This is a genomic window from Nostoc sp. FACHB-888 (assembly GCF_014696655.1).
GTDB lineage: Bacteria > Cyanobacteriota > Cyanobacteriia > Cyanobacteriales > Nostocaceae > Nostoc.
This window is the reverse complement of the sequence record NZ_JACJQM010000130.1, coordinates 1-12,649: the sequence shown is the minus strand read 5'-3', so window position 1 is coordinate 12,649 and position 12,649 is coordinate 1. Positions and strand designations below refer to the sequence as shown.

The window sequence follows — 12,649 nt, the reverse complement described above, 5'->3', positions numbered from 1 at the left end:
TGAAATTACAGTCAACGCCATCTGGACTCCCTACCCCAACAGCCAACGCACAGGTCTAGAAATTCTAGACAGTATCCGTCGAGATATTGGTTTAAAAGCTAGAGACGAAATGTTCCAGGCAGATGCTGTTCTGCTCAACTTTGAATCTGACTGAATAAATTAGCAGTTGGGTATTGGTAAGCGGACAAAGTTTCGAGCGCCGCAGTCGAGCGAACAAGGGGAGGGTTAAATTTTGGTTGATTGGGTGAGGCACAGTACTAGGGGAGAAAGTAGCGAAGCTGCTACAAACCGCCATGCAACGGCTGAAAACGTTACCCAGAGATAGTTTCATCAAAATTTTTCAACTTTTACCCGAAAATGAGATTTTGACCAATTGGACGCACACTTAAAGCTGTACCATTTAAACCTCACTGATTTTTACAGCCTGAAACCCGCATGGCTACGTTCCTAAATGCAGTACCAAATAGCCTAAAGGTCAATTGGTACTGCAAAAACAAGCTAATTCTTATAATTTCGGGTTAAAGAGCTATTTTATTTCTGTAACTCTTAATTCACAAGGCTTTCAGATGTTGCGTGGCGGCTCATGACAGGCTTGCTACTTTTACCCCTACATTACATTATTCAAAAATCCAAAGCAGAGATAGCGTTCTGCTTCTGCTTCTCAGTTACCGATATCGCTCCAAAGCTGCCAAAGTCCGATGTCCCGATGTCTCCTGAATGTGACGCAACGGTATCCCGGCATCGCTCATCCTGGTTAACGCAGTTCTCCGAAAGCTGTGGGTACTTACGCCCTTGATGCCCAGACGCACACAGGTATCTCTGAGGATTTTATCAGCAGTTAGGCGATAATGATTAGATTTTTGGAAATCACTTTAATTTCTAAGACAGCAAATTAACTTTTAACTCTTGATATAGCTCATGAATGTAACCATAATTTTTATTGAGTTCTTGCTGTACTATATTAAGTGTGTTCTTTGCCGCATTAATTTTGTTCTCTTGAACATCGGAGCTACAAAAAATTTTTGCTAAACCCACATACACTACTTTTCTCACTACATTAGTAGGAGGTAGGCTGCTATTACCTAGCAAGATTTCAGGTGAGTTTTCTCGAAGCAGCAAGTAGTATAAAATTTTTGCAGCGAAGCCAAAGACTGGATCTTGCTGCTCTTTTATAATTCGATCCATATCTGGCATTTTGTAAAATACGTTAGCCACATTCTGAAGTTTATGGCGAAGCCCCTGGCTTTCGAGAGAGTCTTGCTTAATTTCAGCTAATACTTTATGGTTTTTATCCAATGCCTCTTCCGAGTTTTGAATTAGATTGCGGTATTTCTGAAAACATTCCAGATAGTTCTTATGCACAACTTCGAGTTCAGCATATGCAGGCTCCACAAAGTTTCTGAAAAATGATTGACGGTCTTCCTTGCTTTTTTCATGGTCTTCCTTGCTTTTTTCATGTCGAGTTAAGACAAACTGAATTAAGGACACAATATCTGAAATTGAAATCATATTTACCACAAATTATTAGTTATAGTTCCCAGTATGCTGCTGAAAATAACTTTCCTGTGTGAATCTGGTACAGAAATAGGTATTGAGCCGAGATGCGACCAAAAACCTGCAAGATGACCTGAAAAGGCTTGATTTTATGTTGTAAATAACGGCTTTTTTGACTCGAAAGTAACAAGTTATCAAAACCAGACAGGGCAAGAGTTTCCAAACCATTTTGTAGAAAATTACTCAAATCTCGGCTCCATACCTTTCATGTCCAAGAATCCATCAACTCAAACATAAACTCCAAACTTTAAAGCTTCATCATGAAGTTTAGTGAATTTATCTCTTGTTGTACTGTTTAACTCCATCAGCTTATTCTTATCTAGCTCCTTGCTCTCTTGCAACCCCAGAAACAGTATATTAGTCTCCTCTGAGAAATTTTCGAGTTGCAACTTTAGGGTTTGTAAACTAATGGCACGCTGTCTAGCTCTTGCTGGATCAACGAGCTGCCCGGCAGTAGTTACTGCTGACCCAGCTATGGCGCTAAATAAACCAAGATTTATACGATAAGAAGGTGGTGCATCTTCGGGAATTTGTGCTATTGCAATGCCTATTAATGTTGCTAAAAGACCGAGTGTTGTATTCATCCAACGACCTGTACGCTTATACTTACTGCTTTTTTTTGCATCCGAATCACACTCTGTAGCCAGTTCCGAAGCCTTTTGAATGCGTTTCTTGATCGCCTCAACAACAGAATCTATCTGCTCAGTTTTTATAGTTTGCTCTTGCATATAAAATCATTTGACTGCTAGATCAGTCCTGTTTGATAACAGATTACACCGACTGTCTTCTAGCATTGCTCAGACTTAATCAATTGTTAGAATAATTGTTAAAGCGTTTTGAATATCAGGCAAATAACATACTTCTAAAGTTCGTAAATTTTATAGTTGGCTTATCATTTTGGCTCGTGATTCATGCAGCATTCCACATTAAAGCCAAATTGTGTAATGTCTACTGTTAATAGCTCCGACCGTGCAACAGCGATGCACAGCATTGGCTCTCCAATCCTCTTAACAGTCAGGCTTTCATGTCTCAAATAAGAAATGGCTACATGAGTTTTGCTTAACCATGCTGGTTATTTACAGGCATAAGTTCAGTGAACGGCAATAAAACCACAGCATTGTTTGACAAGTTCCTGCATCGGAGCAAGAGGTTTAATGTCAAACTCTGTACCTCTAAGTGGTTATCATCTCCCTGAACTGTCACAAAATGTCCAATTAGTTTCTCTGCAAGTGATTTGGCATGATGTTGATTTGGATCTCCTAGATTATTTTGAGTATTAAAAGACATAGCTGATCCATCAGACTCTCCAAGATTTTTCAGCCTTTCACGTCGTTCGGCACGTTTAGCTAATATGGACATCAGGTTAGACCAAGTTTCAGGATCAAGTCGGTAGACTTTAATTTTTTGCCTCTCAAACCCCGGCTCAAACCTCGACCAGCGAAAAGCTGCTTTGATTCCCAACTGCGATAACATCTGATGCACAACCTGAACATCACTCATTTTGTCGCTGATGGTGCGGTTGAGATGGTGTAATATTTCTGCGGCATAGAGACGAATCTTGTCGGCGTAGGGTTTGAGGTCAGCTTTAGTCCATTCTTTAAAAGGATCTAAAAAGTCATTTAATCCAAATGCTTCTCGCATAGAGCGCCGCAGTGCTGTACCGGAAATATCCCACGGGCAAACAGCTTGATTCCAATTAGCTTGTTTCTCTAATGATTTGGCTGTTCTGTCAACTCCTAATTCGGGATAAAGTTGCGCTTCTAAGTTGAGCAGTTCCCCACGTCGTCGGCCTTCTTTGTCCCAAAGTACATGTTCTATAGTTAGCTCGTCTACGCAGTAGAAATCTTTCAGATAATATTTTCTAATTGCTAGTGCGTCTTCTGGTGAGACAGATTCTTGGGATTCTAGCAGGGCAATTTCTGGATAAGTTAAATCTGCGGCGGCTACTATGTCTTTGGCTTCAATTTGTTTGATTTCGTCTTTGGCTGACTTTAGTAACAGTTTGACTGCCGATTCTGATTCTCGATTATCAATTGTAATCTGATGCCCTTCATGTCTGAGTCGAATTAGCAGTGCATCCTCTAGATTCATCATCGAATAATTCTGCTCGGCACTAATTCGGGCATACAAATTAACATGAGGGTTTGATTGCCAATCGAAATTAGCAATACCTTCAACAATATCTGGTCTAAGGTTGGAGCGGACTAAGCTAACTGTGGCATCTGTTCTCTGTTGTAATTGTGCTTTAATTTCTAGATAATTACTGGAGCGAGAAACTTTACAATAATTTGTCCCACGTTTGGCACACCAAACCGTGCGGTCTACGTTGTCTCGCACGCGAATTAGAGATTGGGACATATCAGCGTCAGTGGATGATGCGCCGGTGAAAATTCCATAGACTTTCTCGATGAAATCTGGAATTTCTATGCTGACTCCGGTGGCGACTGTGGGAGAACAAATAATTACGTCATATAACCCCGAAGCTAATACTGCATCGGGATTTTTCAAAAACCTTTTTTCGTCTGGATTGCCACTGGTTTCTGAGTTAACCAGCAGGATTCTAATACCAGGATTTTGTTTTTGTAGGAGTCGCGCTGTTGTCTTGCTGGTGGCTTTGCTATCTGTGGTGACATATAGCGCCTTACCTGGCAAGATGTTTTGTGCATTTTGGATTAACTCGTTTATAACAGCTGATTTGTCTTTGGCTTGAATAAATGTGACGTGGTAGGGTTTGGGTTGATAGTCGTTACAAATTAAGTAGATTGGGGCTGGTTCTTCTCGCAGTTCCCAGAGGTAATTTAGGGTTGGGTTGTTTAAATCAGCGTCAGCAGCAATAATCAGGCGGGCGACTCTAATTAATTCTGCAAATCTCGCTAGTAATGCTGGACGTTTCCCGTCTTTATCACAGGTGCTAGAAGTTAGTAAGTGACGAACAACTTGGACAATTTCATCAATGATTAAGTCACAGCCAGCAAATTTTTTCGGGTCGATGGCTAGGAGTGAATCAACACAGAAACCAATTCGGAAACTGTAAGCTGATCCTTTGATAAAATTGCCGTTGACTTTATCTAAGTCGCCTCGGTAATCTAAATCTGCCCTGGCACATAAATTCTGTACGAGCGCAATTCTGTGACTCGGTGCTAATAACTTCGGAGAATGCGCTGTTGCTTTGGCCATAAACTTAGTTTTACCAGTGCCTTTGCCTGAGTTGATGGCAATAATTCCTGAGTCGGGTAAGTTTTTGATCTCTAAGGTGGATAAGTCGGCTGTGGTTAGTTTTAATGAGGGTTCGTAAGTTAACCGATTTTCTAAGCGTTGCCACAACTGCCAGTGTGCTACTGAAAGGGCTTGGTTTAAGGCTGTTGACCAAGCAGCCACGCCTTTCGTTACTATCAGGTCATCAACGCCTTTACACAGTCCTTTTTGACCGTCCCAGATGGCGATATCAACTATTGAACCGGCGGCGGTCAGTAATCGGCTAAAGCGGAAAGTCGCAGCGTTAACCCGTCTCTGGGTTAGAGTATTGGTGTCTTGGTCAAAGGCTAGGGTAAATTTTCTGCCCTTAACAGCAAATCGTGCTATATCTGAGATTAGATAGGGCAAGACTTGGTTGCCTAATAAATCTTTGCTGCGGTAGCCGCCGTTAATTCCGTAAAGGGCAATGGCTACATACCCCTGTGACAGCAGGCATAAGGATTTTTTACCCCCTTCTGTAATGATGATTGGGATTTCTGGGTGGAGTTCTAGCCAGTCCCAAAAACTTTCTCCTGGTGGGGGGACTTCTACGCCGTAGCGGTTGGCTATTAAGCGTCTATTTTCTCGGTTGACGGTGGGGAGATAAGCCCGTGAACCGTTGCCAATTGGGGTTTCGTATTTTTGCTCTTTGTCTTTTTGAGCATCAGTCCTGGGTCTACTGAGTTTGCCTTGCCAGGGGCTACCGTCTTCGTTAAAAAATATTGCGGCGTGGAGTGTGGGTTTGGCTTGATGCCCAAACCTGGTATATTTCCAGTTCAGTGCATCGTGGATTGGGGTTGAGACATCCCCCCCAGCACTAATTTCTATGTCGGAGACGATGCGGATGTTATCAGTGTACAGAGAAATTGCGATCGCAGAGTCGGTAAGAAATTCTCGCTCAATTCTGCTGGCAAACTCACTTAAGCTTTCTACTGGCAGTAGATTTTGAGCAGATGGTAGAACACTTGATAGATTTTTCAATTTCTTTCTCCTGGCAGGGGTTAAATTGCCCTCGCCAAGAAAAAACTGAATGTTAACTTTTATCTACAGAACAGTTGGCGTAACTTGTGCGGTAGAGGGGAAAGAGCCAAGTAGTTTGGGTAAAGCCTTCATGCCTGTTACTTTTTTCTTAGGAATCTGTTGGAAATAAATAATAGACATTTATAATTAAGGGAAGGCTCCACTTGATTCTTACTCCAGTGGGGGTTTACACTCTGTCTTTTCTAGCGGGGTGGATGTGTGGTAGGTGTTGGAAGCACCGAAGCCACAATGTACGTACCAAATTCAAATGAACAATTTGAGTAAAAGTCTGTGAGTTTGCACCTCGCAGGCTTTTTGGTTTTTATTGGCTCAAATTCCAGGGATTAAAGACCATAAATAAGTGGTTAAAGACCATAAATAGAAGTTATTCGGTTGGGGCTAAGAGGTTGTCTGGTAGTCAGCATATTATCGAGTAACATTAGGCACATATTGCAATCTGGCTAACAATTGCCACTGAACAATCTCTCTCATCTGTAACTGGATCAAACTTTCGCTCTTCTCGCTCTACATCATCTGATTGGTTCTCCTTTGTCATGCTGTTTCTCTTTTGTTAGCTCCTTTTTCTTTCTTTTTTGACGCAATAGCTTTTTTGAGAAGGATTTTTGCTAGTTGAGGAGGAGTCATAAATTCTTCTTGTGCCCATTCTTGTAAATATAAATACTCATCCTCCTCAATACGAATGGTCAATTGCGGCTTTTTTGAAGGCATAGTCAAATTAAAATACCATGCCTAATTATTCATCCTTTGAGTCTTATTTTCCAATGGTGAATCAAAATATTGACAGGTGATTCACCTATGAATTAACATAACAGATAAGACAGGAAAACAGCAAGCACCGTTAGCTGATGCCTGTCCACCGAGCAAGGAAAAGCTATATAAATCAATCCTTTTAGCGTGTGGATCTGACAAAGTAACGGTAACTATCAAATGCTTGTCTTACCTTTGTCAGTACCTAACGTTGACCATCAGTCACTATTTGTCCATTAACCGATAGATGCTCTATGAAAGCGTCAAACTCCTCACGGGGACTTGATTTAGATTCCCCTGGTTTGTTTTGCTCAAGTTATGTTACAAAATCTGAACTCGCAAGAATTCTTAATGTTGCCCGTTCAACTTTGGTCAGTTGGGACGGCATAGCTCTTTACCGCATAGATGGCTATCGGCAAGCCTACCCAGTAAAAACTGATGGCAGTACGGATCGCTCTTGCCCATTATCCCCGTACCAAAGCTGGGTTCTGTCCCGCATTGGACGAGTGATGGCTAATCTGCGTTCTGTCGAACGGGTAAAGAACTACATCAAAAAGTATCCCCAGGAATTCAGTCAAGCCAAGTTTCAAGCACAGTTCGCCCAAGTAATTCAAAGAGGTACAGCTGCATGAGTCCTAATTCCACTAAAACCAATAAGCCAGAAATGATTTCTATTAAAGAATCTGCCGAACGTTTGGGAGTTGCTGAGGAGATTGTCAGATTCAGTCTCACTGAAGCTTATCCCGATGATTTTGATAGCCTCAAGGAAATAACTTTGGCAGAATTTGAAACCCTAGCCAACACATTCAAGCAGAAGGCTCTTGAACAAAACACGGGGGAAGTAGCTGCGATTGCTCCTTCTAGCGATAGTTCTTTACCAATAGAACAACAGCAACAGATTATTGATGGTACTGTCAATGCCCTTCAGGAATTTGCTGGTAATTACGTGCTGACCATTGAGAAAATAGCTTCTACCCTCGCTTATTTGAGTGGTCAAGCAGTCGTAGACAACTTTGTAGAAATTCATTCCAACACTGTCAGAGATGGCTTAGAAAGCTATTTAGATCAGTTTGCAACCGAGTTTGTGACTGCTGCTCATTCCATCAAAGGAGTGAACGCCAAAGATTTTTTGTCCCAACGGGGAATAACCCAGAAACAGCGAACTGCTCAAAAGTCATTGCAAGAGATTCTGAACCTAGCAGCAAACCCCTAGATATTGCTTCAAAGATGGCATTATCCGATGCCAGATTTCTATTTCTCTTGCACTTCATTTCAAAGGAAAGAAAAATGCACTTACTAACTGAAGTTTGTTTCTATTCCGGTGTGGCTACCCTCTCCCTAATTGGTGGTGTAGCTGCTTGTATATCACCTTTAGGAGTTGGGTTATTTACTGTGGGCTTAGTAATGTATGTCAACCAAAACAAACAATAATAGGGACAAATTAGAGTCTGATTATCAGTGGCTTGCTTTCAAAATCCGCCCAGTCCTTTTAATAGCTTGCATCACAATTCCTAGTTTCTTTGGAGCGTATATCTATGCAGCAAATTTTGACTGTAGAGCAAATTTTAGCAATTCTCAAAGGGAAAGAAGAGAGTTTGAGGATGTTGAGGGCAACACCAGAGTACATGAGACTAGAGGCATCAGAGCGATTCACTACGTCAAATGACCTCCGCCTCGGTGACGCAATTCAGGCACTCTTCGAGATTCACGAAGCCATCCTAAATATCGAGTTATATTCCCAAGTTGAGGGACAACCAAATGCTTTCAACGACAGCCTTACAGCGTAATCATTTGTACCAATTCCGTGGTGAACAACTCCGCTACAGCCACCTTTCTAACTCTAGAGTCAATGCACCTTTCATTTTCAATGACTCAAAGGGCAGACGAAAAGAATTAAGCCAAAACCAAGTGCAGAGAGAGGTTTTTGAATTAAATGAGTTTTGTGAGAACTGATAATGAAGCGATTGCCCCGACCGACCAAAGTAAGTGCGATTGCCTCATCCGAAAGTGCATCAAGTACACATCGTTACAAGGATTCTAACAAATGACACTTGATTACAGAAATCCCAACGATTGGGGCAAATCACCTCTGACCGACTCCGCTCTAAGAAAGCAGCAATTCAAAGTAGAAAATCCTGAACAATGGGCAGCAATGATTTCGGCAGATATTGAGGCACTCTCCAAGCCAATATTCGAGAGTGAAGATTACCCACCTTTCACTGGAACGGAATTTCTAGCAACTCATTCAACTATTGATGACCATCCATACTCTGCTGCATTTGGTCAATTTTTAGGTAATGGGATTGACGCGGACATTGCAAATATATTGGCGTTTGGCTCCAATAGATTTGATTTAATTTCTGATGATGTTGACGACCCCGTAAGGCAATTAGCAACGAGAATTTATAGCCGATTTGAAGAGATGGGTTACTGGGATGAAGCACCAGACTCTGATGGTGCTATCGACTACGACAACATACCTTATTAGGAGAATAACGCAATGGACTTTGCAATACGTAATCCGGTAGTTGGTCATGCAAGCCACATTGACGAGAAAGCGCAAGCATGGGGAGGGTTTGAGTCTGATATTCTGGGCTATCTCTCTGATATAAACAAGCTAGAACAGTTCGCAGATTACGCCAATAATGCCCAAGAATTATCAGATAGGTTAGAGCCTTTTTTAGATAACGCCAAGGTCGTCTTTGAGGCGATGGAGAAGCTGACCAAAGGACAAGTAACCTGGGTCGAACTTCGTAAACAATACGGCTCTCATGTTGCGGGTGCTATCGCCAAGATTCGCAAACTCAATTCGGAATTTGATTCGGAGATGAGTAAAATAGATGCCCAAGATAGAGCGGACTTGTTGCGAATTGATCAGAAACGTAAACACGCGCTGACCGAAGTTGCTACACAATTACACCATGATTTACAAGCCGAATTGTGGAGACATGAAAATAAAATAAGCAGCATAGAAAATAAGCAAACTGTGCAAGCTGAAAGGCAAGCAATCACAACAGGACTGAGAGAGAAACGTCAACAACTTTTAGCCCGTGCGCGGTTTGGCTCAAGGGCATTAGAACCAAATCTTGCACCCCAGGAAGTCATACCAGTTACTAGCCAAAATCATGCACCATCGTCAAGTGTTTCTGCAACAGGAACAGTTCGCGGTTGGGGTGCAATGTTGGGTAACTTGTGGCAGAAGTTGGGCGACCGATAACTATTAGTTGAAGGACACAGGCTGATGCTAGTAAGGAAACGAAATGAAGATCCTCATAGCGTCAGCCCTTTTTTGCATGAAGGGCTGGCACAAACACCACAATCAACTAAGCAGCATCAACAACCCGAACAGTTACCACCATTACCAGAAAATAACAGAGGTCGGACGTTTAGACGTGCTGGTAATGCTTGTGAAATTGTCGCTGGCAGTTGTTTAAACAGTGCAGTTATTTTCACTTTTCATTTATTGCAAGTTCACCCAGTTGGAATGTTCTTAGCTGTTGGGACTGCACACCTCTACTTTACTGCCACTGCAACAGGTGAAGGGTTCAATAATTTCGTTACTAATTTAATGACTGGTTGCAGTGCGTCATTAGCGTTATTGTGTGCGCTTTCCGACCCGTTGGGTGAGTGGAATGAAGCGAGAACTTCCACACAAACAGCTAATACTTCAATTGAAAAGGTGTATCAGCCAAAAACTGCTGAATCTTCAAGTTGGATGGATGGTGCATCCGAGGGCATATTTCTAGCGATATTAATGTTTTTTCTATTTGCTGGTAAAAGAGGTAAATGAACTATTTAAGTGACAAACATAAACAGTTATCCGAATCGCAACAATCGGGTTTAATGAAGTGGTTCGGACAGTTACCAATGGACAAGAAAGCTGTTGCAATTGGGCTGAGTCTGACTGTTGGTATTGGATCAGCTGCGATGGCTTGGAAAGGAACGAGTAGCGACAGAATTTATTTCTGTGTCAAAACTCCTTCAAAAACATTGGTGTGTCAAGACAAAGATAACCGGCCCTTTCGCATGACCCCCCATTACTGGGAGCAATGGAAACAAGAAGGAATGCCGCGCCAAGTAGTACGTGACCCAGCAACCGGAGTTAACGGCTTAGTCAAAGCTACCAACCCATGTAAGCCGTTTTGGGCGTTTGGCGGATTCCTGGGGTTTGCGCTTGCTGGCTGGATGCTTCGCCATTGCCAGAATGAGGAGAAACAGAGAGCAGTTTTTGAAGACATTGCCCTTCATCGGGACGCAGCAAAAGCAGAGATGGCTGCACGTTCCGAGTTACTAGAGAGCTATCGAGATGTTGCGATCGCAGAAGTCCAACTACAAGCCGACTTGGATCTAATCGCTAATGATCGCACTGTTGATATCACCAAAGCCGAGATTTACGCCCACACTGAGATTGAAGTCACGCAAATGGAGGCAACTGATGCCATTTTTGAGGCGCAAACGGCTGGGATGACCGAGCAACAGAAAGCAGATTACATTAAGCAGTTGCGTGAGATGAAAACCCCTTATCTGCAAGGGAGTCAGACTTTAGCGGGGACGATTGACCCCAACGATAAAGTTACTGGAGCAGACAACCAAGCGATCGCTCCCACTGACAAATATCGCTGGATTAACAACACCATCGGCTACCCCACTCTGATTTTTGGTGGCATGGGTGCAGGTAAGTCCTGGACTACTAGAGAGATTATCTGGCATAAGCGTACTGCTGGCTGGAATCAAATTTTTGTACTTGACCCGCACGGGACTGAAGTTGAATGGCGGGGGGTGAATCTGATTACTGGTTACAGGGAAATAGCCGACTTTATGCAATGGTACATGGTGGAAATGCGTCGCCGTTACAAAGCCTATCGTGAAAGCGGAATGGTTGAGGAGCAATGGACGCAACACTTAAGAGACACAAACCAACATTTCTGTGTAGTCGCTGAGGAGTTTACGACCTGGACAGATAACATTGTTGAGCCAATGCCAGACGATTTTCCGGATGAAAAATGGAAGCCCGACCCTGATTTTATTGGTAAATGGTTTCGTTGTGCCATGACTGAATCTCGCAAACAATTAATGATTCCTTTGTTTGTAGCTCACGACCGCACAATGGAAATCTTAGCTAAAGCCAAAGGATTATCAAAACTTCGAGATGCGGCACTGTTAGAAGTAGAACTAATCGCAACTATTGACCCAATCACGACAGAAGCTAAAGCTAGTGGTCAGGGCAAGATTAAATTACCTGGGCATGGGCAATGGATTGATATTGAACTGCCTAAACTTGACCACAAGCGAATTGATTTTCGGCTTGATAAACCTTTGGCCAGTGATGAACCGCCAACCATCGATAAAGCCACTTTAGAGCGGATTTATGAACTGGAATTCAATCTTGGTAACAAAGCAGGTGACACCCAAGATGAACCTAAGAAGCTATCACAAATGGCGCAAAAGTTGTATGAATATCTCACCAGAACTGAGCGAATAGAAGCTGATGTAAGAGAGTTCAAGGGCAATTTTAAAGTGAACGGTGAGAGATTCACTGTAGAGCAAATCAAGGGCTGGATGTATGAAATTGTGGGGGCAGGATTGGCGGACTGGATAGCCGAGGGTGTTATCAAGCTTAATCAAATTTGACTGCAAAGGGTGTCTGGTGTCTCGCCTCAAAAACACCCTTTTTTAACGGACACTGGACACCGGACACCACAGACACCAAAGCTCAAAACCCTTGTATAGCATAGACACCAGCAGACACGACCCCAGACACGACCCAGACACCAAGTGTCTAGTACGTGTCCGCTAGACACCAATAAGAAATAACCGAATAAACAGCCATTTATTATTAGAGGATTATCAAGATTATGCTGAAAATAGTAATTGTTGAACCAGAAATATTCACTCTCTTAGGCATCAAAGCTGCTATTTCGCAATTTCCTGATATAGAAGTTACAGGTGATGCAACTTGCGGGAAGATAGGTTTTCAGTTAATTGAACAAACCAACCCTGATGTTGTGTTAGTTGATTTATTATTACCCGACATGAGTGGTTTAGAACTGACTCGCTCAATCAAAAGGAAAAC

15 protein-coding genes are annotated in these 12,649 nt (G+C 42.5%); 9 read left to right on the top strand and 6 right to left on the bottom strand.

Going from position 1 to position 12,649, the window contains the following annotated elements:
- Positions 1-665: 665 nt before the first annotated feature.
- From H6G26_RS33035 to H6G26_RS33010, 6 genes are all read right to left on the bottom strand, one after another.
- On the bottom strand, positions 666-809 hold the full coding sequence (locus tag H6G26_RS33035; RefSeq protein WP_347242545.1) for a tyrosine-type recombinase/integrase: 144 nt from the start codon (positions 807-809) through the stop codon (positions 666-668).
- Positions 810-879: 70 nt separating this feature from the next.
- Complete coding sequence (locus H6G26_RS33030) at positions 880-1,509, bottom strand: hypothetical protein (RefSeq protein ID WP_190735121.1); 630 nt, start codon at positions 1,507-1,509, stop codon at positions 880-882.
- 19 nt (positions 1,510-1,528) lie between these two features.
- Complete coding sequence (locus H6G26_RS33025; RefSeq protein ID WP_190735119.1) at positions 1,529-1,741, bottom strand: hypothetical protein; 213 nt, start codon at positions 1,739-1,741, stop codon at positions 1,529-1,531.
- Between the two features lie 40 nt (positions 1,742-1,781).
- The gene (locus H6G26_RS33020) at positions 1,782-2,282 is read right to left on the bottom strand and encodes a hypothetical protein (protein WP_190735117.1); all 501 of its coding nucleotides are present in this window, start codon (positions 2,280-2,282) and stop codon (positions 1,782-1,784) included.
- Between the two features lie 331 nt (positions 2,283-2,613).
- Positions 2,614-5,769 carry a plasmid replication protein, CyRepA1 family gene (locus H6G26_RS33015; protein ID WP_190735115.1) on the bottom strand — a complete coding sequence of 1,052 codons (3,156 nt, stop codon included), beginning with the start codon at positions 5,767-5,769 and terminating at the stop codon, positions 2,614-2,616.
- 591 nt (positions 5,770-6,360) lie between these two features.
- Entirely contained in the window at positions 6,361-6,537 is a 177-nt protein-coding gene (locus H6G26_RS33010; RefSeq protein ID WP_167306215.1) for a hypothetical protein, read from the bottom strand.
- Between the two features lie 293 nt (positions 6,538-6,830).
- Here H6G26_RS33010 and H6G26_RS33005 point away from each other — a divergent pair, with 293 nt between their 5' ends.
- The 9 genes from H6G26_RS33005 to H6G26_RS32965 all read left to right on the top strand — a co-directional run.
- On the top strand, positions 6,831-7,208 hold the full coding sequence (locus H6G26_RS33005) for a hypothetical protein (RefSeq protein ID WP_163932951.1): 378 nt from the start codon (positions 6,831-6,833) through the stop codon (positions 7,206-7,208).
- A complete protein-coding gene (locus tag H6G26_RS33000) occupies positions 7,205-7,789 on the top strand; it encodes a hypothetical protein (RefSeq protein ID WP_190735108.1) in 585 nt (194 codons plus the stop codon). Before H6G26_RS33005 ends, H6G26_RS33000 begins: the two co-directional genes overlap by 4 nt.
- A gap of 74 nt (positions 7,790-7,863) precedes the next feature.
- Entirely contained in the window at positions 7,864-8,007 is a 144-nt protein-coding gene (locus H6G26_RS32995; protein WP_190735106.1) for a hypothetical protein, read from the top strand.
- Positions 8,008-8,111: 104 nt separating this feature from the next.
- Positions 8,112-8,363: a hypothetical protein gene (locus tag H6G26_RS32990; protein ID WP_163932945.1), complete on the top strand. Its 252-nt coding sequence runs from the start codon at positions 8,112-8,114 to the stop codon at positions 8,361-8,363.
- A 257-nt stretch (positions 8,364-8,620) separates the two neighbouring features.
- On the top strand, positions 8,621-9,064 hold the full coding sequence (locus tag H6G26_RS32985) for a hypothetical protein (protein WP_190735104.1): 444 nt from the start codon (positions 8,621-8,623) through the stop codon (positions 9,062-9,064).
- Positions 9,065-9,076: 12 nt separating this feature from the next.
- On the top strand, positions 9,077-9,793 hold the full coding sequence (locus H6G26_RS32980; RefSeq protein WP_190735102.1) for a hypothetical protein: 717 nt from the start codon (positions 9,077-9,079) through the stop codon (positions 9,791-9,793).
- Positions 9,794-9,817: 24 nt separating this feature from the next.
- Entirely contained in the window at positions 9,818-10,366 is a 549-nt protein-coding gene (locus H6G26_RS32975; protein ID WP_190735100.1) for a hypothetical protein, read from the top strand.
- Complete coding sequence (locus H6G26_RS32970; protein ID WP_190735098.1) at positions 10,363-12,207, top strand: hypothetical protein; 1,845 nt, start codon at positions 10,363-10,365, stop codon at positions 12,205-12,207. The genes H6G26_RS32975 and H6G26_RS32970 overlap by 4 nt, the downstream gene beginning before the upstream one ends.
- 224 nt (positions 12,208-12,431) lie before the next feature.
- Positions 12,432-12,649 (top strand): response regulator (locus H6G26_RS32965; RefSeq protein ID WP_190735096.1); only part of this gene is annotated, 218 nt, incomplete at its 3' end.

Bases quoted from the DNA above. Each gene is read 5' to 3' on its own strand.
- H6G26_RS33030 (WP_190735121.1), bottom strand. From the start codon at position 1,509: ATGATTTCAATTTCAGATATTGTGTCCTTAATTCAGTTTGTCTTAACT.
- H6G26_RS33020 (WP_190735117.1), bottom strand. From the start codon at position 2,282: ATGCAAGAGCAAACTATAAAAACTGAGCAGATAGATTCTGTTGTTGAG.
- H6G26_RS33010 (WP_167306215.1), bottom strand. From the start codon at position 6,537: ATGCCTTCAAAAAAGCCGCAATTGACCATTCGTATTGAGGAGGATGAG.
- H6G26_RS33005 (WP_163932951.1), top strand. From the start codon at position 6,831: ATGAAAGCGTCAAACTCCTCACGGGGACTTGATTTAGATTCCCCTGGT.
- H6G26_RS33000 (WP_190735108.1), top strand. From the start codon at position 7,205: ATGAGTCCTAATTCCACTAAAACCAATAAGCCAGAAATGATTTCTATT.
- H6G26_RS32995 (WP_190735106.1), top strand. From the start codon at position 7,864: ATGCACTTACTAACTGAAGTTTGTTTCTATTCCGGTGTGGCTACCCTC.
- H6G26_RS32990 (WP_163932945.1), top strand. From the start codon at position 8,112: ATGCAGCAAATTTTGACTGTAGAGCAAATTTTAGCAATTCTCAAAGGG.
- H6G26_RS32985 (WP_190735104.1), top strand. From the start codon at position 8,621: ATGACACTTGATTACAGAAATCCCAACGATTGGGGCAAATCACCTCTG.
- H6G26_RS32980 (WP_190735102.1), top strand. From the start codon at position 9,077: ATGGACTTTGCAATACGTAATCCGGTAGTTGGTCATGCAAGCCACATT.
- H6G26_RS32975 (WP_190735100.1), top strand. From the start codon at position 9,818: ATGCTAGTAAGGAAACGAAATGAAGATCCTCATAGCGTCAGCCCTTTT.
- H6G26_RS32970 (WP_190735098.1), top strand. From the start codon at position 10,363: ATGAACTATTTAAGTGACAAACATAAACAGTTATCCGAATCGCAACAA.